The organism is Stenotrophomonas sp. CS3K5 (assembly GCF_059515225.1).
Genome location: NZ_JCAKRX010000015.1, coordinates 86,993 through 107,579, shown reverse-complemented (window position 1 = coordinate 107,579; position 20,587 = coordinate 86,993). Strand labels below are relative to the sequence as shown.

Genomic DNA, 20,587 nt, shown 5'->3' with positions numbered 1-20,587 from the left:
TCCAACCCCTCACCACTCACCGAGGCAATCGCAGCCAGCTGCAGTGCTTCGGCCTCTTCGGCATCCGGCAGCAGCCCGGGCAGACGTGAGGCCAACAGCGTCTTGCCGCAGCCCGGGCTGCCGATCAGCAGCAGATGATGGCCACCGGCCGCAGCCACCTCCAACGCGCGCCGCGCATGCCCCTGCCCGCGCACGTCGGCCAGATCGGGCAGCGGCAGCGGTGGGGTGTCCACGCGCTCCACGGGCGGCAACAGGCGCGGGTTGCCCAGCCCGGCGCAGCATTCCAGCAACGTGCGCGCCACCCGTACATCGGCGTGCTCGGCCAGCGCCGCCTCGGCGGCATTGCCGGGGGGAACCACCAGAATGCGCCCGGCTTCAGCGGCGGCAATCGCGGCGGGCAGCGCACCGGCCACCGGGCGTAGTTCGCCAGTGAGTCCCAGCTCGCCCAGGAATTCGTACTGCAGCAGCGACTGCGGATCGACCTGTCCGCTGGCCGCGAGGATGCCCAGCGCAATGGCCAGGTCGTAGCGCCCGCCTTCCTTGGGCAGATCGGCGGGGGCGAGATTCAAGGTGATGCGCCGTTGCGGGAAGTCGAAGCGTGCGCAGAGCAGGGCGGCACGTACACGTTCGCGCGATTCACGCACGCTGGTTTCGGCCAGGCCCACGATCTGGGTAGCGGGCAGGCCACCGGAGAGATGCACTTCCACCCGCACCAGTGGGGCATCAACCCCGGCGCGGGCACGGCTGTGGACCAGCGCCAGGCTCATGAACGGTTTCCTGCGGAGGGACGCTTGATGGTGCGGCAGGCGCGTTGCGGCGAACCATCGGGAATTGCGGGTGAAGTGGCTAGGGGGATTCTGGCAGATGGTAGGAGGTCACCTGGCTTCTATAGTGATGCCGCCGCTACTTGCACTGCTGGGCAACATCAATGCCATCGCGGTACTTCAGGACGATGGAGTTCAACAGGCCGAACTGATCCAACGCTGGGCGTGGATCCAAAGGGGCTCCCGACGGCTGCAGTCGAGCTTCCAGCTGGCTACGGAAGTGCATGACATCAGGCGCACGGGCATCGGCCCCAGCCATGATACTCATGGTCATCAGGATCGAGCTGTTATCGACGAAGAGCAATGGAACGCCTTTGCAGTAGAAGCCGAAAGACGGCGACCCAGGTTCCCCGGCGACGATCCTGATTCCCTTTGATGCTGTCGCACGGGAGAGGTCCATGGCCTCCTTTCGCACAAGCGAAAAGTCGTCGTCGGAGATCGTTCGATAGGTCCTTAGCTCAGCCTCGAATGTGGTCGGATACACCACCCATCCGAGCCCACAAAGCAGGATGATGGCAACGACGAGAAAGTTGGCAAGTGACTTCATCCGGGCGCTCCCACTTTGCCGGACCGATGTCCTCTGGTTTTGAGTAGCACGAAGATTCGGAATTCAATTCCCAAACAGACACCTCTGCTTATCCGGCATCGCCCCATCGAAGCGCATCAACCGCGTCTCAACCCAAGATGGCCCCGCGCGCTCCACCAGCAGCCGCCCCTCAATCTGCTGCACAAACAGCCAGCGCTCGAAGCTCATGCGCAGGCGCTCGATATCCGGTGCCCGCCACGCGGCATCGGCAGGCATCCGGATCAGCACGCGCGAGGGCGCACTCTCCACCTCCATCACCACAACGCCCTTACACCGGATCTCGAAAGACGTCGCCCCAGCATAGCGCGTGTGGAATTCAAAGCCTTCGACGGCCTTGGCGGTAACGAAGCCCAGCGCGTCGCCGTGCAGCAACCGGTAATCGAAGGGCTTCAGCTTCTGGTAGGCCCACTCCCGATCACTCGCTGGCTCGGGCCACGCGGCCCATACCACGGCGATCAGCACGATGCAGGCCGCCGCAGCGACAAGGCTGTGCTTGTTCATCACTCACCCCGACCTCAGGCCTTGGGCCGCATGCGCTCGTGGATGAACGCCGTGAGCGCCATATCGGCCATCACCAGCCCTTCCATCACGCGGTCGCCCACGTACTGATCGGGCTCACCGTTCTGGCGCGTGCGCTCGGCTGCCAACAGGATTTCCTGCACGATGCGCTGGCCGGTTGCCGCGCAGTCGGCGTCGGACATCGCCATCTGTCGGCTGCGCAGCAGGTGGCGTTCGGGCCAGGGCCGGCCGTCGGCGGCAGCGCCTGCGCCGATGGCGCGCAGTGTGGCAATGAGGCTGTTGGGGGCCGGCGCGGGCGCGGGTGACGGCGCTTCCTGGATGGGGCGCGGGGGCGGGGAGTGCGGCGTGGTCATGGCAGGCTCCGTGCAAGCAGGCGGAAGCCGCCACCGATAAAGGTGGCGGACAGGGCGTGGCTCGAAAACCGGTTGCTAGACAAAGCCGGCGGGCACGAGGCCCCCACGCCCCGCCCGCCATAGCCGGCAGACGGATTGCCAGCCGGCACCACGCGCGGTGGTGCCGGCTGGCAAGCGCAAACTTACGTCTAGCAATCCGGGTTTTCGAGTCCCGACCACCGATGCACGGTGGCGCAGTAACGATTACCTGCCGTTGTACGGAATGCCAAGGGGTAGGGGCCAATGCCGCCAAAACCCGAGACGTTTTCGGCATTGTCGCATAGCGCGGAAAGGGGCGAGAGCCTTGGCGGGCTAGGCGTACAGGCACTTCTGGAACGGAGTCGTCAGATCCTTCCATCAAGGATGCAAGGCGCGGCAAATGCGACAGCACTCGCTCATCGGGCATGCGTGATCGCTCATGCAACCGAACCGCTGCGACACCGGCTAGATGGTTTAAATGACTTCCTGCCTATTGAACCTACCGAGTGTCGCGCGCAATCTGACTACCGCTGTAGTCAATCAAGGCCATCCTGCCCGCAGCAGGGATGGTTCTGCAGCGCTCGAATGGATTCCACCCACTGGCGTAGGCTAAAACAAGGATCACTGCACGTGCAACGCCGCAGCCGACTGCTTCTCTGCGCGGGTCTGATCCCGCTTCCGTGGTTCCTGTTCTGGACCAGCGTTGCCGCCGTATTTGCACCGGGCTACAACCCGCTCGCACAGCACGCCAGCGAACTGCTGCAGGCGCCCACACTCGCAAGCATCTGCGCCAGGATCGCCGCCCTCGGCTCCGGTGTGGGGTTCGTGGCGTTCTCCATCGGGATATGGCGGGAGTCCGGCCGCCGGATTGCCGTAGGCGCGATCTGCTGGATGATCTTTGGCATTTCCATGCTGACCAACGGGCTCTGGCCCATGGGCCATCCGATGCACGGCTTCTACACCATCGGTATCGCCAACATCATCGCGCCGGCGATGTCGCACATCGAGTTGAGCGCGTGGTCTGCCAACCGGAGGGCATACGCCGTGACCGCTGTGGTGAGCGTCGCGAGCGTCGTCTATCTCTGGTTGAACGTGGTGGGCGCGGACCCGGATGGCTTCAGGGGGCTGACTCAGCGCGTGTTCTCGTCCATCAACTCGCTCTGGCCGTTCCTGGTTGCGCTGTACCTGCTGCGAAGCGGTTCAAGCGCGCTGAAGGCGGAGCCTGCGCATTGATGGATAGGCATGCAGTTGCATGGATGGCTGTTGAGCGCGTGGTTTTGAGATGGGGATGAAGATCTTTCGCCGTCAGCTGATCTACGTTCGAGTACACCAGGACCACTTCATTGCGCGCGTGGTGGGTGGAGACAGGACCATCTGTCGTCAGTGTCATGCCCTTGGCAATCGCACGGGTCCGATCAAGGACTTTTCGAGTATCCGGCCCCTGCTCAAGGCGATCTTCTCGGAACTCCTGCCTGGGTTCTCTCTCGTCAAGCCATGGGGGATTCTGCACTTTGATCCGGTTGAGTACCCGGTCACGAAGGAAGAACTGGCCGGGTTCCAGAAGGCTGCCATGCGCAGCGGGGTGAGTTTCTGCTTTCTCTCCACGTGGGAGCAGCGGCATGAAGACAAGGACTTGATGGACATCTTCAAGTAGGGGCCGGTCTGTTGCACGTCGGGTTCACATCAACATGGAAGGATTTCAACCCGCTGCGGGGCAGCAGCACTTTCAGGTCTTCCAGGTATTGGACAGCTAACCCTCGATCCGCGTTTCCGGAGCCCTTCTCCTTGATGCGGTACAGCGTCCTGTACCATCCCGTCGAGTCCTCAAGCAGAGTCCTTGTGTCTGCGGATGCGATTACTGCATGACCCATGCTACGTGCGGGCGGGCGCGGCGGTTCGAAACATGCCACAGAACATTCCCGTCCAGATGATCCTTGTACGCACCCGGCAACTGGCGACCGGCCCGGTTGGCGGACTTCTGATAGATTCGAGGTACTTGCAGCTGAGGCCACGGAAGAATCGCCATGGTGTTCAACATCGTAGTGACAGTTGCGGTCGTGTTCTCGCTCATCCATCTTCTGGTCTTCTACCGATTTGCATTCCGCTTCCAAGGACGGTACCCCGAACTGTGGCGAGCTCTGGACTGCCCGGAGCCATTTGGAATCCGCGGGCAAATGACCTATCTGGCCGTGGTGTTGGGCCTTGAGCGGAAGGCGCCCCTGCAAGCGCTGCAAGAGGTTCGAAATGAAGTGATCGTGATGCGAATCGCGTTCGCAATCGCCTTCGCTGCATACGTCGTGACATTCGCATGGTTGGGCTGAGATGATCAGCGTTGCGGCGGGTACGTTGACCGGCGCAGCCGTGAGCAGCTTCGCGGTGCCAGGATGAAGGATCACACGCGATGAAGCTGCCGGCCCGCTTCAGGGTGCATCTTTTCAGCCATCTGGGGTTCGTCGCAATCATGGCCGCGCTCTTGGCAAACTGGGTTGGGGTGTTCTTCGAAGCCCTTGTCAGCCAATCCCATGCCCCAGCCGACGTCGCCCGGGTGGGTGATGTAGGAACGGTGTTCGGGTTCTGCATGCTCGCCCTGTTGCTGCTGGGGGCGCTGAGCATCCCGGGCGAACTGTCGGGGCTGGTCAGGCCGTACGGATGCAAGGCGCCCTATCGGCAGGAGGCGCAGGTGATGCATCGGAAGGTGATGCTGATCACCATGGCGGTACTGTCCTGGGCGGCACTGGCGTCGGCTTTTCTCATTGGATCGTTGCTGCGTTCCGGCTAGGCTCCCCTGCTGCAATTGCCTCGCACGGACAACCTGGCAGCGAGCAACAGATCGCAAACCTATCAGGGATTCAAGCGGCAAAGTGGCTATTCGGTCCTGAAGTCAATACCCATCTATGTGAGACTCCCCCGGCACAAGATCGTCGATCTTGTGCTACATCAAGCAATGGTCTACGACATTCCGACTGAACACCATGACCGTAGAAGGCATATCCAACTCAATGCGGATACGCTCAGATGGCTCATCACGCAGCACTCGCTTTTCGATGAGAAACGCACCAAGTACATGATCCTTCGAAACCGAACTACATTCGCGGGTCGGGTTCAATTTGTCGTTGAGTGACACAGAGGTCTGCCGGAACTTTGAGGAGATATCGCGGCAAGCGACTGGCGCTGTACACAGTACAATTCCGATCGTTCGGCCACGGAGTTAGGCTCAGCGGCAGAGCTTGCTGTTCTCTACGTGCCCAGTGATTTTGGCGCTGCGCTAACGTGTTATCCGCCTTGTAGCTCGAGGCGCTCCCTTGAATAGCGAAAGAGCTTTACTATGACTCTGAGAGCCATAGCTTCGATAGCTTCAATAATCGAGTCCGGATCAGCGGCTGGGCCACGGTAGTAGACTTCCGATTGCTCACTCTCAACCTGAACGGTGGCCGTGAGGTATCCGCTCTCAAATCGAACAACGTGTCGAAACCGAGCCAAGATGTCTGAGCTGTTCTGCAACACCAGGAAAAATTGAAGCTCAACAGCTTGGTTTCGATCGGTGAGGTTTGGCCCGCTACCACCACTTACGAACCCCGTCCCTTGAAGCGCCTTGTGATGGACGTCGAGGTAGCGTTGAGATGCATCTAGCATAGTCTGTGAGGCGGCGGCGACTGCGCGACCTTTGTCGGAGCCCGTAATCTCACGAATCCGAGCGAGTTCCTCCTCCGCTCCGGCGGCCACATCACCGATCGGAGGCGGTAATAGACTATCAAGCCGTTCAAGCACGTCCTCCACAGTCGAGAACCTTGATGCGATGCTTGACTGAAATCCGACATTGAATATGCGGCGCAAGCGAGGCCAGCGTGGATCGTCCGTAACGGCGGGAGCAAACGACGACGAGAACCGCTCGTGAGGCATCGCACCCGATGCATCGCTCAGAATTCTGGGTGCCTGCCGGGCGAGCATGTAGAACAACAGCCCCACCACCATCGTTACGTCCGATGCGCTGTGGTACTCATGACGACCTGCTGCATGCTCAGGCAATCTCAAGAATCGATTTCCGATCTCTTGGCCAACTGCCGTTTCGAACGCCCTAGTATCATCTACGCTCTCTTCTGGCTTTGACCAAGACATTCCAAAGTCAACTAGAACGGGTTCGCTCGCGTTGGGAACGATTACGTTGTCCGGCTTGAGGTCCCTGTGAAAAATTCCAAGTTGGTGGCATCTACCGACGGTAAGAAGCAATGCTCGAGTAACTGAGATTGCATCGTCGAATGGTACTTGGCCGCTATCAACGTACCTCGACAGAGTTGGTCCTTCTACCCATTCCATGACCAAGTAGAGTTCAACTCCTTCTGCCTCCCAACTCTCGGCATTGGTCTCAAGTACTCTCGGACATCCTTGACCATCGAGCGCTCTCAGCGCGGTCACCTCCTGAAACACTCTGGCGCGGCGTTCACGGATCTTCAGATGATCACTGTGCATGCACTTCAGGGCGCCCTTGGCCCCATCTGCGCGCCGAACAACGGCACGAACTTCGCCTTGGCCGCCTTTCGCCGTCCCGTCAGTGCTCACGTTCTGAGCTAGCTCCCAACGCTCGTTCCAAGACATCGAATGATCCATTCGTATGACGCATCCCTTCGTCAGCTATTGCTTAACAAAAGCGTACCGTGAAAGTCGCCTTTCGGCCATGGGACAATAGCGAGAATGGCCCATGCTCGTGATTGACCCATTTCGTCGGGAGAGACGGCCGCGCAGACTGAAAATGGGAACGTCCAGGTCATAATCGTATCCTTGAGTTCAGACGCGTCCGCTCCTGGCCGATAGCCAACATCAACAGAACGCACGCAACTGGAATCCAATGACCATACTCCATCACTCCCTGGTCACCCTCCGGTTCTTCGGGGATGAGCTCAATCCAGACGAGATCACTGCCTTGCTTGGCGCGAGCCCAACCGCCGCGCATCACAAGGGCCAGCAGCTCACAGGCAGCCAACCCGGCGCCGTGCGCATTGCCGGGACCGGAAGCTGGCGACTCAGCGCGCTCCGGCGTGAGCCTGAAGATCTGGAAGCGCAGATCTTCGAGATCCTCGATAAACTCACCGGCGATCTCGCTGCATGGCAGTCTCTGGCACCGTTCCGGCCGAACCTGTTCTGTGGCCTTTTCATGGGCAGCGGCAATGATGGTGTCTCGCTTTCGCCGCGTGCGCTGCTCGCGCTGGGGCAGCGCGGCATCGAGCTTGGGCTGGACATTTACGATGCCGAGGAAGAAGAAGAGCCCACCGCTCCGCGCGCAGCGCCCATCAGTTGATGATCTCCCCACTGCCCGAAGCAACAAACGCCTTCAACTGTCGAACGAACTCCGCGTCGTACAGCTCCCACTCCGTAATCTCCCCCACCACCCGTAACGGTTGCGCACTGCGATACGACCGCGTCGGGTTGCCGGGAAACTTCTTGTTGGTCACATTCGGGTCGTCTTCAAACGGACCGGTCGGCTCCACGATGTACACACGCGGTCGCCCTTCACCCCGGGCCATCTCCGCAGCCAGCCCCGCGCCCTTGGCAATGCTGGTGAAGTAGATGTGGTTCATCACCACGCTGTCGCGATAGTTGGACCTGAAGCCCGCGCTCAGCAGTTCGCCCACCGCCAGATCGGCGCGGGTGCCGTGATAGAACGGCCCGGCGACCTGGCCGCAGGTGTCATGCGTAACGGGTGTCCATTCGGTGTCCTGTGCCATCGGCACTGCCCCTGACTGTCCTGCCGGATCGACAGGCCGGCGAGTCTAGGGCGCCGCACGGGCCTTGCGGCAAGGCCCCATCCGCGAAATACTCTGTAAGTGGGAGGCGCCGTGCGCCTCCTTTTTTCATTCTGCGGCGCTGCGGCCTTCCAGCTCGCGTACGGCCTTTTCCAGCGCGTCCAGCCCCGCGGCCACCAGTGATGAGGTTCGTGCCACAGAGCGGAGTGCTTACGGCACGGAGGCGGTTGTTGCGAAAGGCCTTGGGATCAACATCAGCAAGAGTGAACAGGCCAAGGGGGTGGAGGGTTCTGTTGCAAACTGGGAAGCACGTCAGCCCAAGACCGAGAAGGACAAATGACTATGAAATCAGCGTCATTAGTGCCCATGCTGGGCCTGCTGCTATCTGCCTGTGCCAGTGGGGGAGCGACAACCGTAATCGACGATCCTCATGATGAAGTGCTGTGTGCCATCGCTAAGAATCCCGGCGAATATGATCGGGAAGAGGTCGTGTTGTCAGCTCGATATGTAACGGATAACCGCCACGAAGAGGTTCTGCGTAACTCCCGGTGCAGCGATGGCGCACATATCCTCGGTATCGGCAAGCATGGGGCCGCCAGTTCGGTCGCACGTTTTTACGCCGAACAGAAGCGTATATGCCTGGAGCGTAACAGTCCTGGCCTGTGCAATATCTCTGCCAGCGTGCAGGTGTCCGGGCGGATTCGGCTGACGCAGGATCGTGCCGTGTTCGATCTCGAGGACGTGAGGCACTTCGCGTTTGACGATGAGCGGTAGTCTGCTTTTCGCCTCGCTGTCTGGCGAAAGTGGCGTCAACTCAATCTGACGTCGAGCGCCCTTCCAGTTCGCGCACGGCCGTTTCCAGCGCGTCCAGCTTCTCGCGGGTCTTCAGCAGCACGGCGCGCTGCACTTCGAACTCCTCGCGGGTCACCAGGTCGAGCTTGGCCAGGCCGGCCTGCAGCGCGCTCTTGAAGGTGGCCTGCAGTTCCTCGCGCGATTCGCGCAGGCCCGGCGGCACCATGTCGCTGAGGCGACGCGCCAGGTCATCGATTTGGTTCAGGTCGATCATGGTGTGCTCCGTGAGTGTGGGCCCGTGCATCCTGCGCGGGCAGGGCGTTCAGGCATAAGGATACTGCTGGCCCCATGGCTGCGAACAGGCGGCAGGGGTTTCGCACGGGCCGCGTTCAGGCGCTATCCTCCACGCCGGAATACAGGAGATCGACGATGAAGATGGTCATGGCGGTGATCAAGCCGTTCAAGCTCGACGACGTGCGCGAAGCGCTGGCCGAGCGCGGGGTTACCGGGATCACGGTGACGGAAGTAAAGGGCTTCGGGCGCCAGAAGGGCCATACCGAGCTGTACCGCGGGGCGGAGTATGTGGTCGATTTCCTGCCCAAGGTGAAGCTGGAAGTGGCGGTGACCGACGACCAGGTGGAGGCCGTGGTCGAGGCCATCGTGAAGGCGGCCGGCACCGGCAAGATCGGCGATGGCAAGGTGTTCGTGTACGACCTGGGCAGCGTGGTGCGTATTCGTACCGGCGAACTGGACGCGGACGCGCTGTAACCCGTTCGGCGCGATGTTGTAGAGCCGAGCCGATGCTCGGCTGCATTTCGCGCGATGTACGCAGGGCAGCCGAGCGTGGGCTCGACTCTACAGAACAGCGGTCGAGCAAGCTCGACTCTACGAAGGCGATCAGCGGCGCTTGGCCCACCTGTAGAACCGCTTCCAGCCCTGGCGCACGGCGGCCACCCAGCCCGGGTCGGCCACCAGCGCGGCCTGCGCGGCGCTCGGCGCCTGGCCGGTCACGCGCTGGCGGATCTTCAGCAGGTTCTTCATGTCGCTGCGGCGCATCTGCCGGCTCAGCGGGTTGCGCCGCAGCCAGCGCGGGGCGCGCCAGGCCGAGGTGAAATCCAGCAGCACCGGTACGCCGGCGCTGACCACCACATTGGTGCCGTGCAGGTCGTTGTGGGTGATGCCGGCGGCGTGCAGGCGGCTGAGGGCGTGCTGCAGCTGCTCGAACACTTCGTTGCCCACCGCCTGGGCGCTGCTGAGGGTCTGGCCGGGAATGAATTCCATGCCCAGCGCCAGCCCGCCCAGCGTGCCGAGCAGGGCCGGGGCGTGCTTCCAGCCGCCCAGGCGCTGCAGCATGCGTGCTTCGCGGCGCACCATCAGCCGGGCGATCAGCGAGACCGGGGTGCCGCGGTAGCGGGAGTAGTCCTTGACCACCGCCTCGCGCCCATCCAGGCAGGTGCGGTAGACATCGGGGGCGAGGAAGCGTTCGCCGCGCTTGAGCAGCAGCGGGCCGGCGGCGTCATCGCCGCAGGAGGAGGGGGGCAGGGCAGGAAGATACATGTCGGGGTCTCGGACGACCCGGTGGGTGGCGCAGAGCGTCAAGCGAACCGGTGTTACAGGGAGTTACTAATCTTTCGTTAATTTTAGTACCCGCCAGTTCGGTATTCCACGATTTGTCGGAGAAATGTCGGGGTCGTGGCTGGAACAGTTCGTCGCGTCTGCTCGGACAATTCTGTCTCACTTGTCTGGCAAGTCATTGATGATCAATAACTTACGGCCAATGGCCGGCGGGCCGGGCACGCTGGGCTGAATGCGGCGCACGCTTCGCTTGACCCCGACGCACGCCCTGCCGACCATAAGCTGTTAATCCGCGACATCGGCGGCCGCCCCCTTCGGCACGTCCCCGCTCCCTGCCGCGTTCCCCACCGGTGCTGGCCGCCAGGCCGTGCATCGCCCCCGTTTCCCGTTCCGGCCACGGCTGGAGGAAAGTGCTTTGACCATCAAGATCGTCCTTGCAGTGCTGTTCGTGGCCTGCGTGCTGTACATCCATTTCCGCGGCAAGGTGCGTGCGCGCTGGTCGCGCCAGCTGCTGGACCATTCCAGTTTCATGGCCCCGATCAACGTGATCATGTACCTGTTCTCGAAGGTGCCGACCACGCCGTTCCTGGACCCGGGCAAGGAGCTGCCGCAGCTGGAGCCGCTGCGCCAGAACTGGCAGGTGATCCGCGATGAGGCGCTGGCGCTGCGCGATGCGCAGAAGATCGCCGCCTCCAGCAGCTACAACGATGCCGGCTTCAATTCCTTCTTCCGCCGTGGCTGGAAGCGCTTCTACCTGAAGTGGTACGGCCCGTCGCACCCGTCGGCCAAGGCCATGTGCCCGAAGACCGTGGCGCTGATCGAATCGATTCCCGATGTGCGCGCGGCGATGTTCGCGCAGCTGCCGCCGGGCAGCGAACTGCGCCCGCACCGCGACCCGTTCGCCGGTTCGCTGCGCCTGCACCTGGGCCTGAGCACGCCCAACGACGATGGCTGCTACATCGTGGTGGACGGGGTGAAGAAGAGCTGGCGCGATGGCGAGTGGATGATGTTCGACGAGACCTACATCCACCATGCGCACAACGAGACCGACCAGGACCGCGTGATTCTGTTCTGCGACATCGCCCGCCCGCTGCGCTTCGGCCTGCCGGGCCTGTTCAACCGCGCGGTGGCGGCCACGCTGCTGGCTGGCGGTGCCTCGCCGAACCTGCCGGGTGACCCGACCGGTGGCGTCAACAAGGCCTTCGGTGGCCTGTACAAGGTGCGCCTGAAGGCCAAGGCTCTGCGCGAGCGCAGCGTGGTGGCCTACCAGGTGATCAAGTGGGGCCTGGTGGCGGCGGTGATTGCCGGTATCTGGGCGCTGTGAAGCGCTGGGTTTGATGGGGTTGCCGGCCAGCGGCCGGCACTACCGGAACATGAAAAACCCGCGCTGTTGCCAGCGCGGGTTTTTGTTTGGATCAACCCTTCAATGCAGCCTGCACGAACGGCGGGGTTACCAGCACGCCGGTGTGCAGCGCGGCGGTGTAGTACAGGGTGTTGAAGGTCTTGGCGGCCGAGTCGGCCTGGCGGAAGTCGAAACCGCTCTCGCCCTTGCGCGCCATGGTCACGCTCCACCAGCCGGTGGGGTAGCACGGCTGCGGGAACGGCAGGGTCTTGAACGAGCCGAAGCCAGCCTTGCCCATCTCGGTGCGCATTTCGTTGATCAGCTCCAGCTGCATCAGCGGCGATTCGGACTGCTGCACCAGGATGCCGTCGTCCTTCAGGGCCTTGAAGCAGCTCTCGTAGAAGGCCTTGTTGAACAGGCCTTCACCCGGGCCGACCGGGTCGGTCGAGTCCACGATCACCACGTCTACGCTGCCGGCCGGGCAGTTGGCCATGTAGGCCACGCCGTCGTCGAACAGCAGCTCGGCGCGGGCGTCGTCGTTGGAATCGCACAGTTCCGGGAAGTGCTTGCGCGCCATCACGGTGACCTGCTCGTCGATATCGCACTGGGTCACGCTCTCCACGCCCTTGTGCTTGAGCACTTCGCGCAGGGTGCCGCAGTCGCCGCCACCGATGATCACCACGCGCTTGGGCGCGGCGTGGGTGAACAGCACCGGGTGGCTGATCATCTCGTGGTAGAAGAAGTTGTCCTTGCTGGTCAGCATGATGGCCCCGTCGATGGTCATCAGGTTGCCCCAGTCGGTGGTCTGGAAGATCTCGATCTTCTGGAACGGCGACTGCACCTCGTCCAGCTTGCCGGTGATGCGGTAGCCGATGGCCGAGCCGGTGCGCTCGAAGTGTTCGATGTACCAGTTGTTGCTGTCAGTCATGGAAGTACGGTCCTGTTCGGAGGGGTAAAGCCGGGCTGGCGGGCGGGGCCGCGTGGCACAGATGCCACATCCGGACGGATCGGCCCGTTCAGGTTCAGACCTGCCACGGGCGCGGGCGCGCATGATAACGAACCTGTGGGCATATAGGCGTTATCATGCCCCCCCTTTTATTTGCCACAAGGCCGACTGCAATGACCGATTGGTCCCTCGACCAAGCCCGCAAGACCTACTCGATCCCGCATTGGGCGGATGGTTATTTCGATGTGGATCAGGCTGGGCACATGGTGGTGAGACCGACCGGGGCCGATGGCCCGGTGGTGTCGCTGCCCAAGGTGGTGGACGCCGCGCGCGCGGCCGGTGCCAAGCTGCCGCTGCTGGTGCGCTTCCCGGACATCCTCGGCCAGCGCCTGGGCAAGCTGCAGGCGGCCTTCGCCCAGGCCCAGCAGGACTGGGACTACACCGGCGGCTACACCGCGGTGTACCCGATCAAGGTGAACCAGCACCGTGGCGTGGCCGGCACCCTGGCCAGCCACCACGGCGAAGGCTTCGGCCTGGAAGCGGGCAGCAAGCCCGAACTCATGGCCGTGCTGGCGCTGTCGCGCCCGGGTGGCCTGATTGTCTGCAACGGTTACAAGGACCGCGAGTACATCCGCCTGGCCCTGATCGGCCGCAAGCTGGGCCTGCAGACCTTCATCGTCATCGAGAAGCCGTCCGAGCTGAAGCTGGTGCTGGAAGAGTCCAAGGCGCTGGACGTGAAGCCGGGCCTGGGCGTGCGCATGCGCCTGGCCTCGCTGGGCGCCGGCAAGTGGCAGAACAGCGGTGGCGACAAGGCCAAGTTCGGGCTGTCCCCGCGCCAGCTGCTGGACCTGTGGAAGTCGCTGCGCGATACCGAGTACGCCGACTGCCTGAGCCTGCTGCACTTCCACATGGGCTCGCAGATTTCCAACGTGCGCGACATCGCCAACGGCATGCGCGAAGCCACCCGCTATTTCGTCGAGCTGTCACAGCTGGGCGCGAAGATCACCCACGTGGACGTGGGTGGCGGCCTGGGCGTGGACTACGAAGGCACCCGTTCGCGCAGCTTCTGCTCGATCAACTACGGCCTGCATTCCTATGCCAGCAACATCGTGCAGCCGCTGGCCAACGCCTGCGAAGAACACGGCCTGACCCCGCCGCGCATCGTGACCGAGTGCGGCCGCGCGATGACCGCGCACCACGCGGTGCTGATCGCCAATGTCTCTGAAGTGGAGCAGGCGCAGGAAGGCCGCGTGCCGGACCAGCACGATGACGAGCCGGCCGCGATCCGCCACCTGCGCGAGATCCATGAGGAACTGGACGTGCGCCCGGCGGTGGAACTGTTCCAGGAAGCGCAGCACTTCCACGCCGAAGGCCTGGCCAGCTACGCGCTGGGCCAGATCGATCTGCCGCAACGTGCGCGCATTGACGATCTGTTCTACGCCATCGCCCACGGCGTGCGTGCGCGCCTGAGCTACGACGAAAAGAGCCATCGCCCGGCACTGGATGAATTGAACGAGCGCCTGGTCGACAAGTACTTCGTCAACTTCAGCGTGTTCGAATCGATTCCCGATGCGTGGGCGATCGACCAGGTGTTCCCGATCGTGCCGATCGAGCGCCTGAACGAAACGCCGGACCGTCGCGGCATCATCGCCGACATGACCTGCGACTCGGACGGCATGGTGAAGACCTACGTCGAGAACGAAAGCCTGGACACCTCGCTGCCGCTGCACGCGATCAAGCACGGGGAAAGCTATCGCATCGGTTTCTTCATGGTGGGCGCGTACCAGGAAATCCTGGGCGACATCCACAACCTGTTCGGTGACACCGACGCGGTGGAAGTGCTGGCCGATGCCGATGGCTACGCGATCACCCAGCAGCGCCGTGGCGACACCACCGACGTGATGCTGGACTACGTGGGCTACAAGCTGGACGACCTGCGTGCGGCCTATGCCCAGCGCGTGGCGGCGGCCGACCTTTCGCCGGAACGGGCGCAGGAACTGTCGCAGGCGCTGGAAGCGGGCCTGACCGGCTACACCTACCTGTCCGACGAACCGCTGGTGTGATGTTCATGGGAACGCCGGGCATCGCCCGGCGCCACCTGCCCTGATGAGCGCGCGCGCGATCTTCCACCTGTTCCTGCATGCCGCCGTGCCAGCCCTGCTGGCATGGCTGTTCTGGCGCAAGCGTTTCGCCTCGGCGTGGTTGTTGATGCTGCTGGGCTGGATCATCGACCTGGACCATCTGCTGGCCGACCCGATCTACGCGCCGAACCGCTGCAGCATCGGTTTCCACCCGCTGCATACTGCGCCGGCCATCGCGGTCTACGCCGGCCTGTGCGTGCCGAAGAAGACCCGGCTGGTGGGCATCGGTCTGATCATTCACATCGTGCTGGACGCGATCGACTGCTGGTGGATGCACCACCGCTGAGCCGAGCATGGCTCGGCGCTACAGGAATATGCGCCGCGTTGATGCCATGCTCGGCTGCTGTTCTGGCCACGCCCGGCGATCACCCGGCCAGCGGCAGCTCCAGCCGCGCGCGCAGCCCCGGGTTCTCGTTCGACAGCCGCAGTGAACCGCCATGGCTGGCGGCGATCTCGGCCGCAATCGCCAGGCCCAGGCCACTGCCTTCCACGCGTTCGTCCAGGCGCACGCCTCGTTGCAGCACGCTCTCCAGCTTGGCCTTGTCCAGCCCGGGGCCGTCGTCGCGCACTTCGATATGCAAACGATCCTGCTGGGCCAGGGCGCGCAGGCGCACCTCGCTGCGCGCCCACTTGCCGGCGTTGTCCAGCAGGTTGCCCAGCATTTCTTCCAGATCGGTGCTGGCGCCGGCAAAGGTGAGGCCGGGGGCAACATCCATCTGGAAGCGGATGTGGCGCCCGGCATGCACGCGGGTCATCAGCCGGCACAGCGCTTCGGCGGCCGGGGCCACCTCGCTGCGCTGCCGATGGTCCACCGCCAGCCCGGCGGCCAGATAGCGGTCGATGCTGGCCCGCATGCGTGCGCCCTGCTCGTGCAGGGTGCGCCGCCAGTCGCGGCCTTCGCCCTGGGCCTCGGCGGCCAGCACGCTCAACGGCGTCTTCAGCGCATGCGCCAGGTCTTCGGCACTGCTGCGGGCGCGCGCGACCATGCGCTGGTGGTGATCGAGCAGGGCATCGAGCTCATCGGCCAGCGGCACGATCTCGCGGTCCAGCCGGTCGCGTTCGATGCGCTCGGCCTCACCGCGGCGGATGCGTTCGAGCTGCTGGCCCAGCCCGCGCAGCGGACGCAGGCCGAACTGGATCTGGCTGGCCAGCACCGCCAGCCACGCGGCTACCAGCACGCCCAGGGCGATGAAGCTGCGCTGGCGGAACGTGGCGACGTCAGCATCCAGAGCGCTGCGGTCGTTGGCGACCACGGCGACGAACGGTGCCTGCGCGCGCGGCAGGCGCACCTGCTGCACCCGCGCCCGCAGCGACTGCTGCATCGGCCCGGGCAGGTTGCGTTCTGCCGGGCCATCGGCTGCGGCGGCCAGCGTCTGGTCCCACAGCGAGCGTGACTGCAGCAGCACCCGGCCGCCGCCATCGGCGATCTGCCAGTAGGCGCCGGAGAACACCCGCTGGAAGCGCGCGTCGTTGGGTTCCTGGCGCAAGTGCAGCTGGCCATCGGCGGACACTTCCATCTGCGCCACCAGAGTCAGCATGTCCTGCTGCAGCTCGTGGTCGAGGCGGTCGCGCGCGCTGCGCTTGAACAGTTCGCCCAGCAGCGCGCTGGCCAGCACCGAGACCAGGATCAGGCCGAGGCCGCCGGCCAGCAGCAGGCGGCGCCGCAGTGAGGGTTGCCGGCTCATGGCGCCGCCAGCCGCCAGCCCTGGCCACGCACGGTCTGGATCAGTTCGGCGCCGAGCTTGCGGCGTACCCGCCCCAGCAACACATCCAGCGCGTTGGAATCCGCATCCAGGCCGCCATCGAAGACCTGTTCGCCCAGCCGGTCGCGGCCGATCACCTGGCCGACGTGGTGGATGAAATAGCTGAGCAGGCGGAACTCCTGCGGGCTGAGCGCAAGCGGCTGGCCGTCCAGCTCGAAGCGGCCGCCGTTGATGTCCAGCTGCAACGGGCCGCAGTGCAGGCGCGGGCTGGCGTGGCCATGGCTGCGGCGGATCAACGCGCGCAGGCGCAGCACCAGCTCGTCGGCCTGGAAGGGTTTGGTGAGGTAGTCGTCGGCGCCGGCATCGAAGCCGGCCAGCTTGTCGTGCCAGCGTCCGCGCGCGGTCAGCACCAGCACCGGGAAGTGGCGCCCGTTGCCGCGCCAGCGCTCGATCACGCTCAGCCCATCCAGCCCGGGCAGGCCGAGATCGACGATGGCCGCCTGCAGCGCTTCGATCTGGCCGATCTCCTCGGCCTGGCGCCCATCGGACACCGCCTCCACCACATAGCCGGCCTGTTCCAGCAACGGCACCAGGCGTTGCACCAGCGCAGCATCGTCCTCGACCAGCAGGATACGCATCAGTCGTCCAGCTCCGTCTTCAGCAGCTTTCCATTGCGCGCATCATAGTCCAGCTCCACCACCACGCCGTCGCCACGCAGGATCTCCACCTCGTAGACGCCGTCGTCCAGTTCCACTTCCAGCAGCTGGCCGGGGTAGCGCCGCAGGGCATCGCGGACCACGCCTTCCAGTGGCACGTATCGGCCCTGCTGCACCGCGCGGCGTGCGACCTGCTGGGCAGGGTCCTGCACGGGCGCGGCGGCGACCAGGGAGCCAGACAGGGCCAGCAACAGGGGCAGGGTGGAGAGCATCGCGCACGCCGCAAAGAGAGGGGGGACGGGCGTGAGTGTGCCGATGGCGACTAACCGTTGGCTAACAGCCTTGGCTAGGGCGCTGTTAACCCAGGCGGGCATCGTGGCGTTGCCGGGATGGTCCGGCCACGAACAGGAGAACCCCCATGTTGAAGTCGCTCACCCTCGCCACCGTTGCCACCCTGGCGCTGGCGCCGGCCGTGCAGGCCGCGCCGCTGGGCCTGGCCCAGGCCGAACAGACCCTGCGCAAGGCCGGCTACACCCAGATTCACGAGATCGAACGCGAGGATGGCCTGTGGGAAGCGGACGTGAGCCGCGCCGATGGCCGCTTCAGCGAGGTCTTTGTGGACCCCAGGACCGGCGAGATCTTCGACGAGCACAGCGGCCGTGCGCTGCTGAGCACCGAGCAGGTGCTGGCACGGGCACAGGCGCATGGCCTGCGTGACATCCACTCGCTGGAACGCGATGGCGCGACCTGGACGCTGGAAGCCCGCAATGCGCGCAACCAGAAGGTGGAAGTGCGCCTGAGTGGCCATGACGGCCGCATCCTGCACAGCGAGCGCGACGGCTGGCTGGATTGATTCCGGCCCATGTAGAGCCGAGCCCATGCTCGGCTTTGCGGCCAACAACAGCCGAGCTTGGGCTCGGCTCGACAGAATGATTACCAGCCGTACGGCGGCGGGTAATCCCAGCCCGGGCCACGGCCGTAGTAGCCGCCATAGGGGCCGAAGAAGCCCGGGCCCTTGCCCTCGCTCACATGGATGTTGAGGTTGACCCCGCGGGTCTTGCCTTCATCGGTGGTGTAGTTCTTGCTCAGGTTCAGCGTGGCTGCGTTGTAGTGGCTGTTGCCGCCGCCCTTGGAATAGCCGATGCCGGTGGTGAAGCTGCCGGACACCTTGACCTTGTCGTCGGTCACATCGGCGATCTTCGCGTCGTCGTGCACGCGCGGGCCGCTCTTGTCACCGTAATAGGTGCCGGGTGGATCCTGCTGTACGGACGGATCGTTGAGGTAGCGCATCGGCGCCTGCGGCACGGTCAGATCCAGGCCAGCGGCCTGCGGCGCGGTGGCGCCGGCAGCGGACTGGGCCAGCACGGTTCCCGGCAGGGCCAGGCACAGCAGCAGGGTGAGGGGGCGGATCATCACGGCGCTCCAGCGGACAGGGACCACGCAACATGCGGCGGTACAGCCCGACGCTAGCAGGGCCAGCTTGAATGATGCCTGTCGCGGGCCCGTAGCGTCGAGCTTGCTCGACTGCCTCTGCCAGAAGCAGTCGAGCATGGCTCGACTCTACCCAGGCGTTACGCCATCCGTTCAATCCTCGGCGTCATGCCACCCGCCCGAACCCGAACAGCTCCTCCAGCGGGTGCTTCCGCCGCTCGATCCGGGCCCGCAGCAACTGCGCCCCGATCATGGAATAGGTGATTCCGTTGCCGCCGTAGGCCATGGCGAAATGCACCCGGGGGCCCCACTGCGCATGCGGGCCGAAGAACGGCAGGCCGTCGGCGGTCTCGGCGAAGGTGCCGGCCCAGGAGAAAGCGGGCACCGGGTCCAGCCGTGGGAACCAGTGCCGCAGCTGCTTCATCAGCTGGTCGGCCTTGCGCTGCACACGGCGGTCGCGGCGGGCGGGGATATCGATGGCGTCGTCCAGGCCCCCCACCAGCAGCCGCTGGTCGCCGGTGGCGCGCAGGTACAGGTAGGGCCGTGCGCTTTCCCACACCATCGTGTTCCGTAGCCGCCCCAGCCGGTCCGTGTCGATGGGATCGGTGATGAAGGCATAGCTGCTGCGGTTACGGGCCACGCGCTGATCGAGCCAGCGCTGGTTGGCATAGCCCATCGCCAGCACCACATGACGCGCACGCAGGGTGGCACCGTCTTCGGTGCGAGCGCTCACGCCACGCGTGCTGGGCGTGAGCGTATGCAGGACGGTGCGGTCATGCACGTGGCCACCACGCCGGCGCACGCGCTGCAGCAGTGCATAGGTCAGCCGGTACGGGTCGACGCGGGCCGCCTGCCGGGTCACCAGGGCGCCGCCGCCCGCCACGTCGAACCGCTCGCGCAGCGCGTCCGGCCCCAGCCAGCGGGCATCCAGGCCGATGCCGCGGCGGGCATCACCTTCGGCCATCAGGCGTGGCACGTCGCGCGTGCGGCTGGCCAGGTACAGGCTGTCCATGCGCTGGAAATCCACGTCCTTCAGGCCGTGCGCCACCTCGCCCAGCGCCGGGATCGCCTCGGCACAGGCGAGGTAGGCCCCCGCCGCCGCGTCATGGCCGTAGCGCTGGGTCAGTTCCAGCAGGTGCGTGTCGATTTCGTACTGCAGCAGCGCCGTGCTGGCGGCGGTGCTGCCCCAGCCGATGTCGCGCTGCTCGATCACCGCAACATCCTGGCCATGCCGGGACAGTTCGTCGGCGATCAGCGCACCGGTAATGCCGCCGCCGACCACCAGCACGTCGCAGCGCAGGTCCTGCTGCAGCGGCGGGAAGGCGTGGATCAGGCCGTTGCGTACCGCCCACCACGGGTAGCCACTCTTGAGGTCCATGGGGTGGTGGCTCAGGCCGTGGGCTGGCCGGTATGCGGGGTCTGGATCAGTTCGGACAGATCGAAGCCCTGCAGGCGCGCGGCCGCCAGATAATGGTCCTGCACGGTGGCGTCCAGGCGGGGCTCGCGGGCCAGCAGCCACAGGTACTTGCGATCGGGGCTGCCGACCAGTGACACGCTGTAGTCCGGCGCAACCTGGATCACCCAGTAGTCGCCCTTGGCGAACGGCAGCCAGCGCAGGCCCTTGGGCAGGAAGCTGACCTCCAGCCGCGCACTGTCGTTGTCGATGGCGCAGGCTTCGCCGCTGGCCTCCTCGATCTCACCGTCCATGCGGCAGCGGTTGGTGACCCCGACGTTGCCGTTGTCGAGCAGGGTGTAGTGCGCCGACACATCGGTGCAGCCCTCCGGTTCGTGGCGCATGGGCAGGCGCGCGATCTCGTACCAGGTGCCCAGGTAGCGGGGCAGGCGCAGGTCGGCAACGGTCTTCAGGGGCGGCAGTTCGGTCATCGGTGGGCAGGGCTGGGCAGTGGCCTCCACCATGCCGATGGCCCTGCCACGGACGGGTGAAGCCGGGGCGATGGCCGTG

General features: G+C 64.6%; 26 protein-coding genes. 11 read left to right on the top strand and 15 right to left on the bottom strand.

Annotated elements, in window-relative coordinates; translation table 11 throughout:
- From AC5YGJ_RS18800 to AC5YGJ_RS18785, 4 genes are all read right to left on the bottom strand, one after another.
- Nucleotides 1–767: magnesium chelatase domain-containing protein (locus tag AC5YGJ_RS18800; protein ID WP_496187398.1), on the bottom strand; the 767-nt coding region annotated here is incomplete at its 3' end.
- Nucleotides 768–903: 136 nt separating this feature from the next.
- Nucleotides 904–1,371, bottom strand: a complete 468-nt coding sequence (locus tag AC5YGJ_RS18795; protein ID WP_496187397.1) for a hypothetical protein — start codon at nucleotides 1,369–1,371, stop codon at nucleotides 904–906.
- Between the two features lie 63 nt (nucleotides 1,372–1,434).
- On the bottom strand, nucleotides 1,435–1,911 hold the full coding sequence (locus tag AC5YGJ_RS18790) for a cold-shock protein (protein ID WP_496187396.1): 477 nt from the start codon (nucleotides 1,909–1,911) through the stop codon (nucleotides 1,435–1,437).
- 14 nt (nucleotides 1,912–1,925) lie between these two features.
- Nucleotides 1,926–2,282 carry a hypothetical protein gene (locus AC5YGJ_RS18785; RefSeq protein WP_496187395.1) on the bottom strand — a complete coding sequence of 119 codons (357 nt, stop codon included), beginning with the start codon at nucleotides 2,280–2,282 and terminating at the stop codon, nucleotides 1,926–1,928.
- A 648-nt stretch (nucleotides 2,283–2,930) separates the two neighbouring features.
- Between AC5YGJ_RS18785 and AC5YGJ_RS18780 the strand changes: the two genes are divergently transcribed.
- The 4 genes from AC5YGJ_RS18780 (at nucleotide 2,931) to AC5YGJ_RS18765 (ending at nucleotide 5,079) form a co-directional block, all read left to right on the top strand.
- Nucleotides 2,931–3,533: a DUF998 domain-containing protein gene (locus AC5YGJ_RS18780; RefSeq protein WP_496187394.1), complete on the top strand. Its 603-nt coding sequence runs from the start codon at nucleotides 2,931–2,933 to the stop codon at nucleotides 3,531–3,533.
- A 55-nt stretch (nucleotides 3,534–3,588) separates the two neighbouring features.
- Nucleotides 3,589–3,954: a hypothetical protein gene (locus AC5YGJ_RS18775; protein ID WP_496187393.1), complete on the top strand. Its 366-nt coding sequence runs from the start codon at nucleotides 3,589–3,591 to the stop codon at nucleotides 3,952–3,954.
- 370 nt (nucleotides 3,955–4,324) lie between these two features.
- A complete protein-coding gene (locus tag AC5YGJ_RS18770; RefSeq protein WP_496187392.1) occupies nucleotides 4,325–4,621 on the top strand; it encodes a hypothetical protein in 297 nt (98 codons plus the stop codon).
- Nucleotides 4,622–4,701: 80 nt separating this feature from the next.
- Entirely contained in the window at nucleotides 4,702–5,079 is a 378-nt protein-coding gene (locus AC5YGJ_RS18765; RefSeq protein WP_496187391.1) for a hypothetical protein, read from the top strand.
- 494 nt (nucleotides 5,080–5,573) lie between these two features.
- On the opposite strand, the gene AC5YGJ_RS18760 is transcribed toward AC5YGJ_RS18765, so the two are convergent.
- Nucleotides 5,574–6,893, bottom strand: a complete 1,320-nt coding sequence (locus tag AC5YGJ_RS18760; RefSeq protein ID WP_496187390.1) for a serine/threonine protein kinase — start codon at nucleotides 6,891–6,893, stop codon at nucleotides 5,574–5,576.
- A gap of 250 nt (nucleotides 6,894–7,143) precedes the next feature.
- On the opposite strand from AC5YGJ_RS18760, the gene AC5YGJ_RS18755 reads away from it, so the two are divergent.
- Entirely contained in the window at nucleotides 7,144–7,593 is a 450-nt protein-coding gene (locus AC5YGJ_RS18755; RefSeq protein ID WP_496187389.1) for a DUF4279 domain-containing protein, read from the top strand.
- Here the strand turns inward: AC5YGJ_RS18755 and arr are convergent.
- Entirely contained in the window at nucleotides 7,586–8,020 is a 435-nt protein-coding gene (gene arr, locus AC5YGJ_RS18750) for an NAD(+)--rifampin ADP-ribosyltransferase (protein ID WP_496187388.1), read from the bottom strand. The two genes, AC5YGJ_RS18755 and arr, sit on opposite strands and share 8 nt — an antisense overlap.
- Before the next feature lie 384 nt (nucleotides 8,021–8,404).
- Between arr and AC5YGJ_RS18745 the strand changes: the two genes are divergently transcribed.
- Entirely contained in the window at nucleotides 8,405–8,812 is a 408-nt protein-coding gene (locus AC5YGJ_RS18745; RefSeq protein ID WP_496187387.1) for a hypothetical protein, read from the top strand.
- A 40-nt stretch (nucleotides 8,813–8,852) separates the two neighbouring features.
- On the opposite strand, the gene ubiK is transcribed toward AC5YGJ_RS18745, so the two are convergent.
- Nucleotides 8,853–9,104: a ubiquinone biosynthesis accessory factor UbiK gene (gene ubiK, locus AC5YGJ_RS18740; protein WP_496187386.1), complete on the bottom strand. Its 252-nt coding sequence runs from the start codon at nucleotides 9,102–9,104 to the stop codon at nucleotides 8,853–8,855.
- Between the two features lie 155 nt (nucleotides 9,105–9,259).
- On the opposite strand from ubiK, the gene AC5YGJ_RS18735 reads away from it, so the two are divergent.
- Nucleotides 9,260–9,598 carry a P-II family nitrogen regulator gene (locus AC5YGJ_RS18735; protein WP_005411374.1) on the top strand — a complete coding sequence of 113 codons (339 nt, stop codon included), beginning with the start codon at nucleotides 9,260–9,262 and terminating at the stop codon, nucleotides 9,596–9,598.
- A gap of 129 nt (nucleotides 9,599–9,727) precedes the next feature.
- On the opposite strand, the gene AC5YGJ_RS18730 is transcribed toward AC5YGJ_RS18735, so the two are convergent.
- Nucleotides 9,728–10,387: an RIO1 family regulatory kinase/ATPase domain-containing protein gene (locus AC5YGJ_RS18730; RefSeq protein ID WP_309340212.1), complete on the bottom strand. Its 660-nt coding sequence runs from the start codon at nucleotides 10,385–10,387 to the stop codon at nucleotides 9,728–9,730.
- A gap of 433 nt (nucleotides 10,388–10,820) precedes the next feature.
- Here AC5YGJ_RS18730 and AC5YGJ_RS18725 point away from each other — a divergent pair, with 433 nt between their 5' ends.
- The gene (locus AC5YGJ_RS18725) at nucleotides 10,821–11,729 is read left to right on the top strand and encodes an aspartyl/asparaginyl beta-hydroxylase domain-containing protein (RefSeq protein WP_249842618.1); all 909 of its coding nucleotides are present in this window, start codon (nucleotides 10,821–10,823) and stop codon (nucleotides 11,727–11,729) included.
- A 91-nt stretch (nucleotides 11,730–11,820) separates the two neighbouring features.
- On the opposite strand, the gene speE is transcribed toward AC5YGJ_RS18725, so the two are convergent.
- Nucleotides 11,821–12,675, bottom strand: a complete 855-nt coding sequence (speE, locus tag AC5YGJ_RS18720) for a polyamine aminopropyltransferase (RefSeq protein ID WP_496187385.1) — start codon at nucleotides 12,673–12,675, stop codon at nucleotides 11,821–11,823.
- A 191-nt stretch (nucleotides 12,676–12,866) separates the two neighbouring features.
- On the opposite strand from speE, the gene speA reads away from it, so the two are divergent.
- Complete coding sequence (gene speA, locus AC5YGJ_RS18715) at nucleotides 12,867–14,756, top strand: arginine decarboxylase (RefSeq protein WP_107232872.1); 1,890 nt, start codon at nucleotides 12,867–12,869, stop codon at nucleotides 14,754–14,756.
- A gap of 43 nt (nucleotides 14,757–14,799) precedes the next feature.
- The gene (locus AC5YGJ_RS18710) at nucleotides 14,800–15,120 is read left to right on the top strand and encodes a DUF6122 family protein (protein WP_049417052.1); all 321 of its coding nucleotides are present in this window, start codon (nucleotides 14,800–14,802) and stop codon (nucleotides 15,118–15,120) included.
- Nucleotides 15,121–15,199: 79 nt separating this feature from the next.
- Here the strand turns inward: AC5YGJ_RS18710 and AC5YGJ_RS18705 are convergent, their stop codons facing one another.
- The 3 genes from AC5YGJ_RS18705 to AC5YGJ_RS18695 are packed head-to-tail and all read right to left on the bottom strand — an operon-like array spanning nucleotide 15,200 to nucleotide 17,465.
- Nucleotides 15,200–16,519 carry an ATP-binding protein gene (locus AC5YGJ_RS18705; RefSeq protein ID WP_496187384.1) on the bottom strand — a complete coding sequence of 440 codons (1,320 nt, stop codon included), beginning with the start codon at nucleotides 16,517–16,519 and terminating at the stop codon, nucleotides 15,200–15,202.
- Entirely contained in the window at nucleotides 16,516–17,175 is a 660-nt protein-coding gene (locus AC5YGJ_RS18700) for a response regulator transcription factor (protein WP_496187383.1), read from the bottom strand. Before AC5YGJ_RS18700 ends, AC5YGJ_RS18705 begins: the two co-directional genes overlap by 4 nt.
- Entirely contained in the window at nucleotides 17,175–17,465 is a 291-nt protein-coding gene (locus tag AC5YGJ_RS18695; protein WP_496187382.1) for a PepSY domain-containing protein, read from the bottom strand. The genes AC5YGJ_RS18700 and AC5YGJ_RS18695 overlap by 1 nt, the downstream gene beginning before the upstream one ends.
- A 146-nt stretch (nucleotides 17,466–17,611) precedes the next feature.
- Here AC5YGJ_RS18695 and AC5YGJ_RS18690 point away from each other — a divergent pair, with 146 nt between their 5' ends.
- Entirely contained in the window at nucleotides 17,612–18,046 is a 435-nt protein-coding gene (locus AC5YGJ_RS18690) for a PepSY domain-containing protein (protein ID WP_496187381.1), read from the top strand.
- Between the two features lie 80 nt (nucleotides 18,047–18,126).
- Here AC5YGJ_RS18690 and AC5YGJ_RS18685 read toward each other — a convergent pair whose 3' ends face one another.
- The 3 genes from AC5YGJ_RS18685 to AC5YGJ_RS18675 form a co-directional block, all read right to left on the bottom strand.
- Nucleotides 18,127–18,606: a hypothetical protein gene (locus tag AC5YGJ_RS18685; RefSeq protein ID WP_249842623.1), complete on the bottom strand. Its 480-nt coding sequence runs from the start codon at nucleotides 18,604–18,606 to the stop codon at nucleotides 18,127–18,129.
- Nucleotides 18,607–18,790: 184 nt separating this feature from the next.
- Nucleotides 18,791–20,002, bottom strand: a complete 1,212-nt coding sequence (locus tag AC5YGJ_RS18680; protein WP_496187380.1) for an NAD(P)/FAD-dependent oxidoreductase — start codon at nucleotides 20,000–20,002, stop codon at nucleotides 18,791–18,793.
- Between the two features lie 11 nt (nucleotides 20,003–20,013).
- A complete protein-coding gene (locus AC5YGJ_RS18675) occupies nucleotides 20,014–20,508 on the bottom strand; it encodes a lipocalin family protein (protein ID WP_107232880.1) in 495 nt (164 codons plus the stop codon).
- Between the last annotated feature and the right edge of the window lie 79 nt (nucleotides 20,509–20,587).